This is a genomic window from Solibacillus sp. FSL W7-1472, from assembly GCF_037969775.1.
Taxonomy (GTDB): Bacteria; Bacillota; Bacilli; order Bacillales_A; family Planococcaceae; genus Solibacillus; species Solibacillus silvestris.
Genome location: NZ_CP150208.1, coordinates 2828335 through 2845595, shown reverse-complemented (window position 1 = coordinate 2845595; position 17261 = coordinate 2828335). Strand labels below are relative to the sequence as shown.

Below are 17261 nucleotides of genomic sequence, written 5' to 3'. Positions count from 1 at the left end.
CAATCACAAGGGGGATTTTTAAAATGGAAGAAAAACGCGTAAACTATGATTATAACCGATTAAATGATTCGATTTATGATGATGAAAAAATTCATGTAAAGGATTTTGTCATTGGTGCTTTAGTAGGCGGTATTGTCGGTGTAGCGACAGCCTTATTACTTACACCGAAGACAGGCAGTGAAATGCGTAACGATGTAGCAGTACAAGCTGTTACATTAAAGGATAAAGGCATTGAGCTTTCCGGCACGGCAAAGGAAAAGACTGCACAACTTTCATCGCAATTAAAAGAACAATCTTCTTCAATTGTTGAGAAAGTTAAAGCCAAAACAGCAAAACAACCACCTGCTTTCGATGATGGAACAGCTTCATCAGAAGGTGAAGAACCATTGCCATTAGATAAAATGGTAGATGAAGAAGTACTCGCTGCCGAATCTCCGGATCCAGATAGCGTAAATACAGATCCAGATATCGCAGCAAACTCAACTCGTCATTCAGATGTTCAATAAAAAAAGGCTCCCAAATATTTGGGGGCCTTTTTTTTATTAACCAACAATCGGCTGATCAGTTAGATGGATTTCCAGTTGATCGCCACCAAATATTTCAGCATCAAATGAAGAAGGGCGCCCATTCTTTAAAATCGTAAATGACCCTTTAAATGACGCAGGAAGCTGCCAGCTGGAAAATCGAAAGACATCCTGATAAATCCATTTGCTTGACTCTTTTTCGATAATACTAATTGTAGCCCCATTCGGCACTGTTGCTTCACGCTGTACAACTTGACCGTTTACAGAAAACTCTCTCGCTGTTTTTACAAGTTCCACCTGTTCTTGCTGGAACGTAACAATCACCTTTTCTTCCAATAACAAATTCAAATGGGCGGCAATTTGCTCAGCAGTAGGTAAATGATGCTGTTTAAATGTAATGTTATCACTATTTTGAACAGGGTAATGCAGTTTCCCGGGCTTACCATTAATGTAAAGCTGAGATGAAAAATCAGGGAAGGATACAGGTTTCCCATCGATATGGACAAAATACGGTTGGAACTGCTTTGCATGTATAGAATAGTTTATTGATTTCAATACATCTTCCACCGTTTCGCTTGTTTCGACGACAATTACATCGCGGTCCTGTAAAAGCGAATCCATTTTTCCGATTTTCCCGTTTACGAATATTTTCGGTCCAATAGTATATTGCGTTTCTTGGATTGTCACAATCTTTACGGAAGCATGATCAATAATTTCCCCTATCGTAACAGATGCGCCTGACCCATCTTTTCCGGGAATCAGTTGTATTTGATCTCCATTTTTAATAAGGGATTTAATCGATGCATGTTCACCATTCAATATGATCTGTGCTGGCTGCCCATGCTCCCCAGGTACGAAAACATTTTGACCGTTCACTGTAATCGACAAACCATGTCCTGGCTTTCCATATAGTTGTTTTGCTCTGACGTTCGCAGCCAAAAAAGCATCCCCGACTGTCATTTCCTTCAACTCAAAGAGGCGTACAACTTGTTCGTTTACTTTAATAGACATGTAATGAATCGGTGATTTTTGGGCGGCAATCGCAATCCCGATCGGTGTCACAAGCTCAGGCGTTGCTGCAATATGTGATGCGCGTGTTAAATTCTGAATGGCATTCACATCACGTACCGCCACACGGTTAGCCGGTAAATTTAATATTTTTCCGATTTCTTCTGTTAAGTGGGGGGTTAAACTTCCTCCACCTACTAGCATGACCGCTTTTGGAGGCGTGTTGTTGTTTAACCGTAAAATTTCTTCTCCGATGGACTTTGCCAAGTTTTCAATGGCAGGATATATTGCTTTGATCACTTCTTCACGTGGAAAATATTCGTCAAATCCTAAAATATCCTGAATAAGAACTTCATCACTCGTATGTAATTGTCGTTTGGCCATTTCAGCGACCGGAAAATCCAATAAATAATGGTCACTTAAACTTTCCGTAATTTCATCGCCAGCAGTCGGCACCATCCCATATGCTACAACCGTGCTTTTATCTGTAATGGCAATATCCGATGTTCCCGCACCAATATCAACAAGTGCTACATTCAAACGGCGCATTGAAGGAGGGATCAGCACATTTATTGCGGCAATCGGTTCTAAAGTGAGGGCTTCCATTTCCAAATTTGCCCGTTTTAATGCAGCAAGCAATGATTCCACAACAACACGTGGCAGGAAAGTGGCAATCACTTCTACGGATGCTTCCTCACCTTGCTGATCGAGAAGACTTCCAATTTCTTCACCATCCAGACGGAAATACAAAACAGAATAGCCGACACAGTAATAATGATTATTTTTTGTATCTTCCTTATGAAGCAATAATTGTTGCTGGGCCTGTTGTACTGCTTGCAGTTCCAGGCGGTTAATATCTTCTTCCGTAAAGATCGGTCGGTTTTTAATAGAAATGGAAACACTGGCCTGTTCGGTTTTTAATGCCCGTCCTGCTGCTGCAACACTTACTTTTTCCAAAGGTCCATGCGTCTCTTCCAATTCCTTCTTAATTTCCTGTATAAGCTCAGCTACGTACAAAACATTATGTATTTGACCATCAACCATTGCCCGTTCTTTATGTTCTCTTACTAAAATATCGGCCACATGATAGGTATCTGCATGTTGCTCTAAAATAATGCCGACAACGGAGCGTGTTCCGATATCAAGTGCGAACAATTTGTTTGCCATATGAAAACGCTTCCTTTCAATTATTATCACAATATACTTTAGCGAGTTGAATCGCTAAATTAAAAAGACGTGACATTCTACAATAGTTTGATTATAATAAGTTTATTACTTAAAAATGTATCATACTTTTTATTTATCTGAAAGTGCCGGATACGCAAAGAAGAGGGGTAGAGGAATATGCATCAACAAGATTTAGAAAGCTTACGCAGCCAGATTGACAGCTTGAACTTAGAAATTTTACGTTTAATTAATGAACGTGCATCAGTAGTAGAAGAAATCGGTAAAATTAAAGAAAAGCAAGGTGTCAATCGCTATGATCCACTTCGTGAGCGTCACATGCTTGACTTAATTAAGGAAAATAATAACGGTCCTTTAAATCAAATGACGGTTGATTATATTTTTAAACAAATCTTCAAAACAGCCCTTAAACAATTAGAAGCAGAAAAGAAAAAGGAATTACTCGTTTCACGTAAAGAAAAGTCAGAAGATACTGTCATTAATGTAAATGGTGAATTAATTGGTACAGGAGCTCCTTCTTTCGTATTTGGACCGTGTGCGGTTGAGTCATATGAGCAAGTTGCTGCAGTTGCTGCAACGATTCAGGAAAAAGGCTTAAAATTAATTCGCGGTGGTGCATACAAACCACGTACATCTCCATATGATTTCCAAGGCTTAGGTCTGGAAGGTCTAAAGATTTTAAAGGATGTTTCTAAAGAGTACGGTTTAGGTGTCATCACAGAAATCGTAACACCTGCTGATTTAGACCATGCATTGGACTACATCGATGTTATTCAAATTGGTGCCCGCAATATGCAAAACTTTGAACTGTTAAAAGCGGCTGGAGCAACAAATAAACCAGTTTTATTAAAACGTGGTTTAGCAGCGACAATCGATGAGTTTATTCATGCAGCAGAATACATTATGTCAAAAGGTAATGAAAACATTATTTTATGTGAACGCGGTATTCGCACATATGAAAAAGCAACTCGTAACACATTGGATATTTCTGCAGTTCCGATTTTAAAACAAGAAACACATTTACCGGTAATGGTGGACGTGACGCACTCTACAGGACGTCGTGATTTATTATTGCCATGTTCAAAAGCGGCAATCGCTATTGGAGCAGATGGAGTAATGGCAGAAGTGCATCCAGATCCATCAGTTGCATTATCGGATCAGCAGCAGCAAATGGATATTCCAACTTTCAATGCTTACTACGAAGAACTTTTAAAATTCATGAAGCAATACGAAGTGTCAAAATAATCATTAATAAGCCCATGTTGAGTAATTTCAACATGGGCTTTCAATATGTCTGTACATTTTAATTTGACGGAAGTGGTAGAGTGATTTACAATTTTTAACAAGTGCTATCGTTTTGGTAGCATACTTTTTGAATATTTTAAGACAATTGACGAAAAAACCACGTATTCACTGGGTTTTAGATTGAAAATAGAAATGGAAATATTATATGATGAAGCTATACATAACAATTAGTTCTACTAGTCGTTTATAAAAACTTGTATCACTATGATAAAAAGGGGGAGAAACTTTTGACTGTCACAATTTATGATGTTGCACGTGAGGCGAATGTATCAATGGCAACCGTATCTCGCGTAGTAAATGGAAATCAAAATGTTAAGCCTGCAACAAGAAAAAAAGTGTTGGAAGTGATTGAGCGTCTCGAATATCGTCCAAATGCAGTAGCACGTGGCTTAGCAAGTAAAAAAACAACATCAGTAGGAGTCATCATCCCTGATATTTCGAATAATTTAAATGCTGAGCTGGCACGAGGCATTGAAGATATTGCGACAATGTACCGCTATAATATCATTTTAGCAAATTCAGATCAAAATGAAGAAAAAGAGTTGTCTCTGCTTGATACAATGCTAGGAAAACAGGTTGACGGTATTGTCATGATGAGTGAAGAGGTAACAGACAATATTCAACGCGCGGTGGAGGCATGTCCTGTACCGATAGTATTGGCAGGATCGATCAGTTCAACTGAAAAAGTAGCTTCTGTAAACATTGATTATTATAATGCGGCATTTGAAGCTGTAGAAACACTAATTGATAATGGACATACGAGAATTGCCTTTGTCTCTGGTCCGCTACAGTATACAGTGAATGGTCAGCATAAACTTGCAGCCTATAAAGATGCGCTTGAAAAAGCAAACATTGAAATAGATGATGCATTGATTGTTGCTGGAGATGGTTCCTATGATGATGGATTGGAAAGCTGGGAGAATTTAAGTGAACTACAGCAACCGCCTACAGCTATTTTTGTCGGGAATGATGAGCTTGCAATTGGACTAGTACATGGCATTCAAGATAGCGGAAAAAATGTGCCGGATGATGTTGAAATTATCAGCTTCGAAAATTCAAAACTAGCGCGCATGGTACGACCAAAACTTACAAGTGTTGTATTGCCTTTATACGATATTGGAGCTGTCGCAATGCGCTTATTAACGAAGTATATGAACAAAGAGGAAGTTGAACAGCAACATGTCATCTTACCTCATCGCATAGAAAAGCGTGGTTCGAGTAAATAACAAAAGCGCCTGGCAAAATCTGACAGGCGCTTTGTTTTATTTATAGCCTTATAGTTACTTCAAAGCAAATGTTATGAACGGTTTTTTTCTGTACGAATAATATGTAGTGCTTTTTCAAGCATTCGTATATTTTTTTCCTCAATTTCTGCTTTGCGCGGAATAGGATCATATAAAGGATGAGGATCATTCCATGTCGGGATTAGCGGAACAGGTGATTCCGATTGCCATTTATCAAGCCATTGCTGTGGCAACGGTCCAGTCGGAGCAGGCTGATCGGTCATCTCCGTCCAAATATGTGACCATGCTCGTGGGACGACCCGCCAAATATCATAGCCTCCGCCACCAACTGCAATCCAGCGTCCGCCACAATATTCATGTGCTAATTTATGGGCAAGCTTCGGTATTTCTTTATAAATATTCATTGTGCCGTACAAATGTGTGAGCGGATCAAAATAATGTGCATCTGCACCATTTTGTGTCAAAACGACATCCGGTTTGAAAAATTCAAATACTTCCCGCATTGACTGCTCGTAAATTTCCAAAAAGCTCTCATCTTCCGTAAATGCATCAATCGGGAAGTTAAAAGAAGTCCCGTAACCTTCACCATTTCCGCGCTCTGTTATATTGCCTGTACCCGGAAATAAATAGCGGCCGGTCTCATGGATCGATAATGTACATACATTCGGGTCATCATAAAAGGACCATTGAACGCCGTCTCCATGATGGGCATCAGTATCTACATATAAAACCCGCAGCCCGTACTTTTCCTGGATATATTTTATCGCTACACTGCTATCATTATAAATGCAAAAACCGGATGCTTTTCCGCGGAAACCGTGATGGAGACCACCGCCCAAGTTTAATGCATGCTGAGCTTTTCCCTGCAGTACCTGGTCGACCGCCTGTAATGTACCGCCAACTAAAAGTGCGCTTGCTTCGTGCATATTTTTAAAAATGGGGGTATCTTCTGTTCCAATACCATATGGTTCCCCTTGCTGGGCAGTTAACTCGCCATGGCCTGCCTTTTTTACGATCTCTATATACTGCAAATCATGAGCCAGCGCAATTTCTTCATCTGTTGCAATTCGAGCAGGGACGATATCCTCATCTTGAAGTGCACCAATATTTTTCAGTAAATCTATCGTTAAGTGTAATCGCTTATGGTTAAACGGGTGTGTGTCCGAAAATTTGTAAGTGAGTTGTTCTGGTGAATAAATAAATACAGCTTTTTTCATAATGTGACGCCAGGTAAGTTTGGCCACAATACATCGTATCCTTGCTTTCGCAAATCTTCAATAATATGCAGCGGATTGATTACTTGCAGACGGACACTTACAATTCGGGTTTTCACATTTTCACCATCAGGATATACGAGTACACTTAATACATTTGCCTTGTTTTCGTGAAATACTTTTGTAATTTCAAAAAGCATGCCAGGTTTGTCATTTACCCGAATATCAATTTTAGAGCCGGGCTTATGTGCGCCTGTTAATTCGATGTAAGTATATAGTAAATCAGTCGTCGTAACGATGCCGACCAGTTTGCCGGCAGTAACTATAGGTAAACAGCTGATTTTAGCATCATAAAAAGTCATGGCCACTTCTTCAACGAAGTCTAGCGGATGACCGACAATCGGATTTTTAACCATGATTTTCTCGATTGGGGCATCATAAATCGTAGAGTCGGGTTCTTCGCGCAATCGAGAAGGCAAAGCATTTTTCAAGTCATGGTCTGTAATGATTCCCACAACCACATTTTCTTTGTTTACAATTGGCACATGACGGATATTTTCCTCTCGCATAAGGCGCACAGCATCGCGCACCGTGTTTTCGGGCAGGAGTGTATGTATCTCTCTTTGCATGATTTCTTCGACAATCATAGTTCATTCCCCTTTGTGATAAGAATTAATACATGAAACGATTTCTAAAGCGAAGTCTGTCAAATCTCTCCAATGTCTCATTTCCAACACGTGCCCCCACACGCGCCATTAGACAATTGGCAGGATGAGAAGTTATTTCAGGATCATCTGTCGCATAATACTCAAAATTAACTGATGTCATCATTCTCTCCATCATATTCCGATATTCCCAAACAGATAAACCGGTTCCTTTTAAATCCCAATGCCAGTAATATTCAGTTGTAATCACTAAATAATCTTCCATTGCATCATCCATAAATGACACTTCCAATAATTTTTTGCCTGCGCCGGATCCTCTAAAAGCAGGAATGACTTCAATGGCACCTAGCTCAATCATATCTGGAATACGGTCTTCTGACCAGCGTTCCAACGGGTCTGGATAGAGATACGTAACATAGCCGACAATTATATTATCCTGTCGAATGACAATAATGCGTCCTTCTTCCAGTTTAGCAATCCCAACAAGTGCTTCATGCTGCTGATGGGAAGGTCTAAAAGCTTTTAAATCTTCATGTAATGTGTAGGTAGCAAGTTTTTCGGAAGGAACAGGCCCTTCTACTAAAACATTACCATTCCTCGTTTTGAATTCAAGACGATAATAATTTTTCACATGAATCATAATCACACCACCTGCTTTTAATACATCTATTATACTCTATTTCATGCGAAAATACGCTTAAATTCGCGAGATGTCACTAAATTGATTGAAAGTTTTAAATATTTTGCCTATTATAGTATTTTTATTGTAAAATGATTGTAGTTTTTAATGAAAGGGGATTTTTCATGGGGATGAAAACGATGGAAAAGCTAGCAGTTATTCCAGGGGAACATAATTTGAAAAATTATGAGGATACAGCTGCAAATCATGATTGGCAACATAGTGAACAAGCATTTTCTTGGTTTGAAACGGGGAAAGTCAATATTGCGTATGAGGCAATAGACCGACATGCAACAACACACCGCAAAAACAAAGTGGCTCTTTATTATAATGATGGGAACCGAAAAGAGACATATTCTTTTTATGATATGAAACGTCATTCGAATAAAGCGGCGAATGTGTTGAAAGAAAAGGCGGAATTAAATAAAGGCGATCGTGTTTTTATTTTTATGCCTCGTACGCCGGAGCTCTATTTCAGCTTAATTGGTGCATTGAAAATTGGCGCGATAGTTGGTCCGTTATTCGAAGCGTTTATGGAAGGTGCCGTATATGACCGGTTAATGGATAGTGAGGCGAAAGTGATCATTACAACGCCTGCACTGTTGAGCAGAGTGCCGCTGGAAAAGCTGCCGCATTTAAAGACGGTATTTGTAGTCGGGGAAAATATTGAAGAAACGGATAAGATCTTAGATTTTAATAAATACTTTGCAGAGGCATCTCAGGATTTTGACATTGAATGGGTCGATAAAGAAGATGGCTCCATTTTGCATTATACATCCGGATCAACAGGTGCTCCAAAAGGGGTATTGCAAGTCCATTATGCAATGGTTCAGCAATACCAGACAGCACAGTGGGTATTGGATTTAAAGGAAGACGATATTTACTGGTGCACAGCGGATCCCGGATGGGTGACTGGAACAGCTTACGGCATTTTCGGTCCATGGCTAAATGGGGTGACAAATGTTGTTGTAGGGGGGCGCTTCAGTCCGCAAGCATGGTATGGGGCAATTGAAGAATATGGCGTCACGGTATGGTATAGTGCGCCAACTGCATTTCGTATGTTGATGGGGGCAGGTCCGAATATTATCGGTAAATATAATCTTTCTACGCTTCGTCATGTTTTATCGGTCGGTGAACCATTAAATCCGGAAGTTGTGAAGTGGGGATTGGAGATTTTGAACCATCGTATTCACGATACATGGTGGATGACGGAAACAGGTGGCCATATGATCTGCAACTACCCATCGATGGAGATTAAGCCAGGCTCAATGGGCAAACCTGTGCCGGGAATTTATGCAACGATTGTAGATGACCAAGGCAATGAAGTGCCGCCGTATACGATGGGGAATTTGGCGATCAAAAAAGGGTGGCCGGCAATGATGCGTCAAATATGGGGAAATCCAGATCGGTATGAATCTTATTTTTTAAAAGGAAAATGGTATGTTTCAGGAGATTCTGCATTTATGGATGAGGAAGGTTATTTCTGGTTCCAAGGTCGTGTAGACGATGTGATTATGACAGCGGGAGAGCGAGTTGGACCATTTGAAGTGGAAAGTAAACTGCTTGAACATCCTGATGTAGTGGAAGCAGGCGTAATTGGAAAACCTGATCCGGTCCGCGGCGAAATTATTAAGGCATTTATATCGTTACGTGAAGGGGTAGAGCCGAGTGAAGTGCTTGAAGCGAATATTCGAGACTTTGTAAAAACAGGGTTATCGGCTCATTCAGCACCACGTGAAATTGAATTCAGAGATAAGTTGCCTAAAACCCGAAGCGGAAAGATTATGCGTCGTGTACTAAAGGCTTGGGAACTTGACTTGCCTGCAGGCGATTTATCAACAATGGAAGATTAACTTTAAATGGCAGTACTTCTTAAATCGGGGCGCTTACATATGTAGGCGCCTTTTATATTATTACGGTTATTATTATTGAACGATAATTTAGAATAATCTACAATTATATAAAAATACAGTTGACTAAATAAATATACATACTTATACTTATTTTTATCATTTAGAATTCGTATAAAATTTTCGGCCATACAAAAATGACGAGGTGACAACATGAAAGCAGGTATTATCGGTGCAACAGGGTACGGGGGATTGGAACTATTACGATTTTTGCATAATCATAAAGAGGTAGAAGAAATCGGGTTATTTACATCCTCAGAAGTAGGAACTCAATTTTCGAATAAATTTCCACACTTAACGGATATTTATGATCAACCATTACTTAAATTGGAAGATGATGCATTGGCGGAGTACGATGTCGTTTTCGCAAGTACGCCGTCTGGGGTATCGAGTACGATTTTCCCGTCTTTAGTTGAACGTGGACCAAAGTTAATTGATTTATCGGGGGATTTCAGACTTAAAAATTTAGCAAGTTATGAAACTTGGTATAAAAAAACTCCGGCGCCACAGGAAATAGTGGAGCGAAGTGTTTACGGCCTAACAGAGTGGAATGAACGAGCGATTGAAAAGGCTGATTTAATTGCCAACCCTGGCTGTTATCCAACGGCAGTTTTATTATCTATTCTGCCTCTTATAAAAAATCGATTAATTGATCCGAGCTTTTTGGTCATCGATGCAAAAAGTGGTATTTCGGGAGCTGGTAATAAACCTTCACAAGCAACACATTTCAGTGAAGCAAATGAAAGCTTCTCCATATATAAAATTAATGAACACCAGCATATTCCCGAAATCGAACAAGCAATTTCGATGTTTACCGATATTGAAACAACAATAACGTTTAATACTCATCTTGTACCGATGACACGTGGGATTTTAGCAACTTCCTATGCACGAGTGACGGACGGTGTAACACAAAAGCAGTTAGTGGACTGTTTGTCAGAAACGTATAAAAATCACCCATTTGTCCGGGTGATTCAAGAGGCATCCGCTGTAGGAACAAACCGAGTAAAAGGTTCTAACTACTGTGACATATACGTGAAGCTTGATGAAAGAACAAACCGGGCAACGATTATCGGAGTCATCGATAATTTAGTTAAAGGAGCGGCCGGTCAGGCAATTCAGAACATGAACGTCCAATTCGGGCTCCCGCAGCAAACAGGCATACAACTCGTTCCGTATTTTATTTAACTGATAAAGAAGAGATAGAGAAATCAACCCCATATTATGACGAGGACTTTAAATTAAGGGAGGGTCACTAGATGACTTCAACAATAGAGATGAAAAAACTATCAAGTAAAAATATCGTGTCACCAAAAGGGTTTACTGCAGCAGGTGTTCATTGTGGGCTTAAACATAAGAAAAAAGATTTAGCAATTTTGGTAAGTGAAGTACCAGCAAGTGTTGCCGGCGTATTCACAACAAATGCAGTCCAGGCAGCACCGTTGAAAGTGACAAAAGAAGTTGTATATGAAACGAAAAAAATGCAGGCGGTAATCGTAAATTCAGGAAATGCCAATGCATGCACAGGCAAACAAGGATTATTGGATGCATATGAAATGCAACTGCTTGCAGCACAAAAGCTTGGCATCGCATCTAGTTTGGTAGGTGTAGCCTCTACAGGTGTCATTGGGGAAATTATGAAGATGGAACCAGTTAAAAAAGGTGTAGAGCTATTAAATCCGGATTCTAAGCTAGAAAGCGGTATTGATTTTTCTCAAGCAATATTAACGACCGATACAGTAATGAAAAACACAACGTATGCAACGATCATTGATGGCAAGGAAGTAATTGTTTCAGGAACAGCAAAGGGCTCTGGCATGATTGAACCAAATATGGCGACAATGCTTGGGTTTATTACAACAGATGCCAATATTGAATCAGAAGAGCTACAAAAAGCGTTATCGAGTGTAACGGATTGCACGTTCAACTCGATTACAGTTGACGGTGATACGTCAACAAACGATACGGTTATTGTAATGGCAAATGGCTTAGCAGGAAATGACCCATTATCTCCGGCGCACCCCGACTGGGAAAACTTTTACACAGCACTACGTCTCGTATCAGAAGACTTGGCAAAGTCAATTGCACGTGATGGGGAAGGTGCAACTAAGCTCATCGAAGTAGAAGTGGATGGAGCGGTTTCAGATGAAGAAGCGCGTAAAATCGCAAAAACAGTTGTAGGTTCACCACTTGTGAAAACAGCCGTGTTTGGCTGTGACGCAAACTGGGGGCGTATTATTGCAGCAGTTGGCTATTCTGGAGCTGTAATCGATCCTGATAAAATTACAATTAAAATCGGTGGAGCTACAATGGTGGAAAACGGCGAACCGATTCAGTTTTCCGAAGAAGCACTCATCGAAATATTAAAACAGCATGAAGTGAAAATATTTGTGTCACTGGAAGTTGGAAAAGGACACGGATTTGCATGGGGGTGTGACCTGACTTATGACTACGTTCAAATCAACGCATCATACCGCTCGTAAAATGGTCATCAAGCTTGGTGGCAGTACATTAGAAGGTCTTAATGAGGCCTTCTTTCGCAATTTTAAAGCATTGCAGGAACAAGGGATCCAACTCATTATTACACATGGTGGAGGGCCAGCGATTAATCGTGAATTAGCCGCTGCAGGAATTGAGTCCCATACAGTAAACGGACTGCGTGTAACGAGTAAAGAAATGATCGGCATTGTGCAGTCAACATTAATCGGAAAAGTAAATCCTTCACTCGTTCATGAACTTCATTCAGCAAATATTTCTGCCATTGGACTAAATGGTTTTGATGACGGGCTGCTTGAAAGTGAATTTTTAAATTACGAAACTTACGCATATGTAGGAGAAGTGAAGCATGTTAATATAAATATGTTAAATACTTTGACAGAAGCTGGTATTGTACCTGTCGTTGCCTGTATCGGTGCAACGAAGGACGGGCAGGCGCTGAACATTAATGGCGATACAGTTGCGAGTGAAATTGCATTGGCAGTCGGCGCGGATTGTCTCCTGCTTGTGACAGATGTTGCCGGTATTCGTATAAAGGATGAATATCAGACGGAAGTGACACCAAGGTTAATCGAACAATGGATTGACGACGGGCATATTTACGGCGGTATGATTCCGAAAGTACAGGGCGCTCTTAACTGTTTGAAGGCAGGCATTCCTTCTGTACAAATTGTAAATGAAACTTTAACCGGGACGACTATTTTAAGTGAGGAGCTAGTGAAATGAGTGCATTATTCCAAAATTACGCAAGAAGACCTTTCGCTATTGTCGAAGGAAAAGGAACAGAGGTATTTGATACGACTGGGAAACGATATTTAGATTTTACGAGCGGTATTGCCGTATGTAGTTTAGGGCATGCACATCCGTCGATTGTAGAAACCATTCAAAAACAAAGTCAAAAGTTATGGCATATTAGTAACTTATTTGAAAGTCCAGGACAGGAAAAGCTTGCTGCATCATTAGTGGAAGATTTGCATTTATCGTATGCATTTTTCTGTAATAGCGGTGCAGAGGCGAACGAAGCGGCTATTAAACTAGTACGTAAGCATACAGGAAAACATAAAATCATTGTTTTTGAACAGAGCTTTCATGGACGTACATTTGGAGCGATGAGTGCAACAGGGCAAGATAAAGTACGTAACGGCTTCGGTCCATTAGTAAGCGAGTTTGTAACTTTGCCGTTTAATGATGTTACAGCATTAAAAGCAGCAGCTGATGCTGATACTGCTGCGATTATGCTGGAAATGATCCAAGGTGAAGGTGGCGTAAATCCCGTAACGGAGGAATTCGCGAAAGCCATTCATGAAATTCAGCAATCATCGGATATTTTAGTTATTGTTGATGAAGTACAAACGGGTATCGGACGTACAGGAACTCGTTTTGCATTTGAACAGACAGTCATCAAACCGGATATTGTTTCAATGGCAAAAGGTCTAGGTGGCGGATTCCCGATTGGGGGGATACTTGGGACAGAAAAGCTCTTTAACACGTTTAGTGCAGGGACACACGGTACGACGTTCGGCGGAAATCCATTAGGCGTTGCCGTCGCGCAAACAGTTATCGATCAAATATTCAATGATGCCTTTTTGGATAATGTGAAACAAAAATCAGCGTACTTTGTAAATAAACTGGAAGAAGCATTTCCGGAAGAAAAATATTCGGTTCAAGGTAAAGGGTTAATGCTGGGGTTAAGTCTCGGTGGCGAAGATGTCGCACCTTATGTTGCCGCATTGGATGAAGCTGGTCTATTAACGGTTGCAGCCGGACCGAAAGTGATTCGTCTATTACCACCTTTAACAGTTAGCGAACAAGAAATTGATGAAGCGGTCAATTTATTAAAAGGTGTATTAAAAGAGGAACAGGTATCAATTTAATTACATTAAAAAATCTCACCAACAATTTTACTAGTTGGTGAGATTTTTTTGTTATTCTCCTGATGGTTCGACAGGATCAACGTCAACTTCAATTTCGTCAAGATCTTCGGGTTCTTCTGGTTCTTCAATTACCTCTCCGGGTACAACATTTTCCTCATCTTCCGTTTCCGGTGGAGCCGTTTCGACAACTTCTCCAACTTCGTTCGAATAGCCTGATTCCAATCCTGTAATATCAACTGCTACGACGATGTAGCGAACACCTGGTGAAACAGATACCCGGTACCCTTCATAAGATTTTAATGAGCGTACGAGCGATCTTCCTTGATCGGTAACGCTATAAACACGATAGCCGACTACATCATTTGATGAAGAGGCTGTCCACGAAAGTGAACCGTTTGCCAATGTAGCATAAACAGGTTGCGGTGGTGCACTGTCTGCCGAGAATGGTGCACCGGTTACAACACCTTTACCTGATGTGAATGACAATAATTTCGATGCGTCACCACCCAGTCTGCCTAACATACGGTCAACAAATGCCTGATTTAATCCGAATCCGCTCATTTGGACAAACTCAGTAGGTGTATTCGGTAATGCGGCATATGTGTTGCCGTTAATAACAACCGATGTAGAAGATACAAAGCTGTCATCCGGCTTAGACGGTAAAAATACATTTTTATTAAATAAATCTGACGTAACTAAACCGGCATTGGCACATGAAGTAGAAGGTGCCAGACCTGAAATGCCGCAAAATGATCGTGTTACAACGCCTTCAGGTTTTTTGAAAGTTTCTTTCGTACCGACTAATTCCGGGTCAATGTCATAAAGCGTATTCAGGTAATTAGCCCATAACCGGTTTACACGCTGACTTGGATGCTGGTAACGGTTATTAAATGCATAAAGTGTGCGTGGCTGGTCATAACCTAACCAAACGCCAACAGAAATATTCGGATTGTATCCGACTAGCCAAACATCTTTATGGTCCTGTGTAGTCCCTGTCTTTGCGGCAAAGTCAGATGAGAATTTCAATTGGCTCTTCGCCAATGTTGCGGTACCACCTTGCTTCATAACACCTCGTAGCATATCAGTCATCATATAGGCAGTTTCCGGTGCAAATACATCAACTGGAGCAGCTTCATGTTCATAAACAATATTGCCATCCAGATCTTCAATGCGTTCAATCATGTAGGCATCGTTAAATTGTCCGTTATTTGCAAAGGTTGTATAGGCATTTGTATTTTCTTCGACAGTTGCCCCGTGAGTAATCCCGCCAATAGATGTAGAAAGATTGACATAATCTCCTTCAGTCAACTTTGAGAAGCCCATTTTTTCCAAATAGGTTGCTGGACGACGATCTAAAATTGAATCATACAAACGCAGTACTGCTAAGTTTTGTGATGATGCAACTGCTTGTCGTGCTGGAATAATTCCTAGTTCCTGTGTTGGAATATAGTTGACGGGTTCATAGTTGTCATAACTACGTTTAAATTTCACATCGACTACAGGGCTTCCTGCACCAATGACACCGTAATCAAGCGCTGGTGCATAGGCAAGTAACGGTTTCATCGTTGAACCGTTTGAACGGTAAGCTTGTGTCGCATGATTCAATTGTTCAATTTCATGGTCGCGCCCGCCAACAAAACTTAAAATACGGCCTGTTTTGTTTTCAATAACCATACTTCCTGTTTGTACGGGAACATCCACTTCGATTTCTTCGCCTGTTTCAGGATCTTTTCCTTTTTTCTTGTATGTTTGTCCGTATAAAGTGAATTCTTCCGTCACTTTTTTCATGGCATCATACATGTCTTTATTAATCGTTGAGTAAATACGGTAACCGCCTGAACGTATTGTACGGTCTGCCAGTATTGTATATTTTTCATTTAAGTTCTCTTCTTCTTTTAAACGGTCCGGGTCAATGCCGTCTTTTTCGGCAAGTATTTTTGCGAAAATTTCTTTTGAACGCAGCTCAAGCTCTGCTGTTAACCAAGGATATTTTTCTTCCGGACGGATTTCATATCCTTTGAAGTCTTTAGAAATATCATAGGCAATTGCTTCGTCATATTCTTTCTTCGTAATATAGCCTGCTTCCTGCATACGATAAAGAACCGTTTTCATACGGTCAATACCTGGCTGCATCCCTTCCGCACTTTTTTGCTCACCTTTATTTGTAAAAGGCGTATATGTGAAAGGTGCCTGTGGGATACCGGCAATATAAGCTGCCTGCGGTAGATTTAATTTAGATGCGGACACACCAAAAATACCCTGTGCAGCCGTTTCAATTCCGGCAATGTTACGACCTGAAGAATTTCGGCCATACGGGATGATATTTAAATAGGCTTCGAGTATTTCTTCTTTTGTCATAAAATGTTCCAAACGGTACGCAAGTAAAATTTCCTTCGCTTTACGTTCATAAGAAACTTCATTCGTTAATATTTGGTTTTTTATTAATTGCTGTGTTAGGGTAGAGCCACCTGTCTGTGTAGACGAGTTGGATACATCTTGCAGTAATCCACGTATTACCGCTTTCGGCACAATGCCGGTATGCTCACGGAAATATTCATCCTCTGTAGCAAGAACAGCATTAATTAAGGATGGGGATATATTAGCTAGCGATGTTTCACGTCGATCTAAATCAGTTCTGATCTTTCCTATGTAAATATCGTTCGCAAAATAAAGTTCACTTGTTTCTTCATAGCTGAAAATTTGTTCGCGCATCTCTTCTTTCGATCGCAAAGGTTCATCCTTTGTTAATGATGCGAAGTAACCTGCGCCTACACCTCCAACAAACAACAGTGTCGCAGCTATAAAAATAATAGCCAGTAAAGTTAAATTCCAGAATACACCGCCTCCAATTCTGACGAAGCGCATTCTTTCTGAAGAAGCAAGGATTTCGATTTTTTTATTTAATTTTTCGAGCCATTGTTTCACATCATCGACCTCCTAAAATCTTGTTTATTATAGCATATTTGATATATAAACGAATATAAATATTGACATCAACTATTTTCTAGGTAGAATAGAAAATATAAATTTCAGGCAACGAAGAGTTTGCAGTAATAAATGTGTTCCCTGCATAGAGAGCTAGCGGTTGGTGAAAGCTAGACATAGCGCATTTATGAATTACGTACTTGGAGCCTGAACGGATCGTCACGTTATAGAC

At 40.3% G+C, this 17261-nt stretch carries 13 protein-coding genes and 1 other annotated feature (1 of these 14 running past the window's edge); of the genes, 8 read left to right on the top strand and 5 right to left on the bottom strand.

Annotated features, from left to right (window positions below; genetic code table 11):
• The first annotated feature begins 23 nt into the window (after positions 1-23).
• Complete coding sequence (locus MKY07_RS14105; RefSeq protein ID WP_008408229.1) at positions 24-506, top strand: YtxH domain-containing protein; 483 nt, start codon at positions 24-26, stop codon at positions 504-506.
• Positions 507-542: 36 nt separating this feature from the next.
• On the opposite strand, the gene MKY07_RS14100 is transcribed toward MKY07_RS14105, so the two are convergent.
• On the bottom strand, positions 543-2699 hold the full coding sequence (locus MKY07_RS14100; RefSeq protein WP_339262761.1) for a cell division FtsA domain-containing protein: 2157 nt from the start codon (positions 2697-2699) through the stop codon (positions 543-545).
• Between the two features lie 177 nt (positions 2700-2876).
• On the opposite strand from MKY07_RS14100, the gene MKY07_RS14095 reads away from it, so the two are divergent.
• Positions 2877-3962 (top strand): bifunctional 3-deoxy-7-phosphoheptulonate synthase/chorismate mutase, encoded by a 1086-nt coding sequence (locus tag MKY07_RS14095; RefSeq protein ID WP_008408231.1) that lies wholly within the window; start codon positions 2877-2879, stop codon positions 3960-3962.
• Positions 3963-4249: 287 nt separating this feature from the next.
• On the top strand, positions 4250-5248 hold the full coding sequence (gene ccpA / locus MKY07_RS14090) for a catabolite control protein A (RefSeq protein ID WP_008408233.1): 999 nt from the start codon (positions 4250-4252) through the stop codon (positions 5246-5248).
• 71 nt (positions 5249-5319) lie between these two features.
• Here ccpA and MKY07_RS14085 read toward each other — a convergent pair whose 3' ends face one another.
• From MKY07_RS14085 to MKY07_RS14075, 3 genes are read right to left on the bottom strand one after another with little or no spacing between them, the layout of a single operon-like run.
• Positions 5320-6483 carry an acetoin utilization protein AcuC gene (locus tag MKY07_RS14085; RefSeq protein WP_008408234.1) on the bottom strand — a complete coding sequence of 388 codons (1164 nt, stop codon included), beginning with the start codon at positions 6481-6483 and terminating at the stop codon, positions 5320-5322.
• Positions 6480-7127, bottom strand: coding sequence for an acetoin utilization AcuB family protein (locus MKY07_RS14080; RefSeq protein WP_008408235.1), 648 nt, complete (start codon positions 7125-7127; stop codon positions 6480-6482). The genes MKY07_RS14085 and MKY07_RS14080 overlap by 4 nt, the downstream gene beginning before the upstream one ends.
• A 25-nt stretch (positions 7128-7152) precedes the next feature.
• Complete coding sequence (locus tag MKY07_RS14075; RefSeq protein WP_008408236.1) at positions 7153-7785, bottom strand: GNAT family N-acetyltransferase; 633 nt, start codon at positions 7783-7785, stop codon at positions 7153-7155.
• Between the two features lie 170 nt (positions 7786-7955).
• Here MKY07_RS14075 and acsA point away from each other — a divergent pair, with 170 nt between their 5' ends.
• The 5 genes from acsA (at position 7956) to MKY07_RS14050 (ending at position 14104) form a co-directional block, all read left to right on the top strand.
• Positions 7956-9677: an acetate--CoA ligase gene (acsA, locus tag MKY07_RS14070; RefSeq protein WP_339264659.1), complete on the top strand. Its 1722-nt coding sequence runs from the start codon at positions 7956-7958 to the stop codon at positions 9675-9677.
• Positions 9678-9887: 210 nt separating this feature from the next.
• A complete protein-coding gene (argC, locus tag MKY07_RS14065; RefSeq protein WP_339262756.1) occupies positions 9888-10922 on the top strand; it encodes an N-acetyl-gamma-glutamyl-phosphate reductase in 1035 nt (344 codons plus the stop codon).
• Positions 10923-10993: 71 nt separating this feature from the next.
• A complete protein-coding gene (gene argJ / locus MKY07_RS14060) occupies positions 10994-12217 on the top strand; it encodes a bifunctional ornithine acetyltransferase/N-acetylglutamate synthase (RefSeq protein ID WP_008408239.1) in 1224 nt (407 codons plus the stop codon).
• Positions 12180-12956 carry an acetylglutamate kinase gene (gene argB, locus MKY07_RS14055; RefSeq protein WP_339262753.1) on the top strand — a complete coding sequence of 259 codons (777 nt, stop codon included), beginning with the start codon at positions 12180-12182 and terminating at the stop codon, positions 12954-12956. The genes argJ and argB overlap by 38 nt, the downstream gene beginning before the upstream one ends.
• On the top strand, positions 12953-14104 hold the full coding sequence (locus tag MKY07_RS14050; protein WP_008408241.1) for an acetylornithine transaminase: 1152 nt from the start codon (positions 12953-12955) through the stop codon (positions 14102-14104). The genes argB and MKY07_RS14050 overlap by 4 nt, the downstream gene beginning before the upstream one ends.
• Before the next feature lie 51 nt (positions 14105-14155).
• Here MKY07_RS14050 and MKY07_RS14045 read toward each other — a convergent pair whose 3' ends face one another.
• Positions 14156-17029: a transglycosylase domain-containing protein gene (locus MKY07_RS14045; protein ID WP_008407808.1), complete on the bottom strand. Its 2874-nt coding sequence runs from the start codon at positions 17027-17029 to the stop codon at positions 14156-14158.
• 102 nt (positions 17030-17131) lie between these two features.
• Positions 17132-17261: a binding site (T-box leader), on the top strand (it continues 78 nt past the right edge of the window).

What these genes read in the sequence shown, in the direction of transcription:
- MKY07_RS14085 (WP_008408234.1), bottom strand. Translation starts at nt 6,483, where the DNA reads ATGAAAAAAGCTGTATTTATTTATTCACCAGAACAACTCACTTACAAA.
- MKY07_RS14050 (WP_008408241.1), top strand. Translation starts at nt 12,953, where the DNA reads ATGAGTGCATTATTCCAAAATTACGCAAGAAGACCTTTCGCTATTGTC.
- argB (WP_339262753.1), top strand. Translation starts at nt 12,180, where the DNA reads ATGACTACGTTCAAATCAACGCATCATACCGCTCGTAAAATGGTCATC.
- argJ (WP_008408239.1), top strand. Translation starts at nt 10,994, where the DNA reads ATGACTTCAACAATAGAGATGAAAAAACTATCAAGTAAAAATATCGTG.
- MKY07_RS14100 (WP_339262761.1), bottom strand. Translation starts at nt 2,699, where the DNA reads ATGGCAAACAAATTGTTCGCACTTGATATCGGAACACGCTCCGTTGTC.
- MKY07_RS14080 (WP_008408235.1), bottom strand. Translation starts at nt 7,127, where the DNA reads ATGATTGTCGAAGAAATCATGCAAAGAGAGATACATACACTCCTGCCC.
- argC (WP_339262756.1), top strand. Translation starts at nt 9,888, where the DNA reads ATGAAAGCAGGTATTATCGGTGCAACAGGGTACGGGGGATTGGAACTA.
- acsA (WP_339264659.1), top strand. Translation starts at nt 7,956, where the DNA reads ATGAAAACGATGGAAAAGCTAGCAGTTATTCCAGGGGAACATAATTTG.
- MKY07_RS14095 (WP_008408231.1), top strand. Translation starts at nt 2,877, where the DNA reads ATGCATCAACAAGATTTAGAAAGCTTACGCAGCCAGATTGACAGCTTG.
- MKY07_RS14075 (WP_008408236.1), bottom strand. Translation starts at nt 7,785, where the DNA reads ATGATTCATGTGAAAAATTATTATCGTCTTGAATTCAAAACGAGGAAT.
- MKY07_RS14105 (WP_008408229.1), top strand. Translation starts at nt 24, where the DNA reads ATGGAAGAAAAACGCGTAAACTATGATTATAACCGATTAAATGATTCG.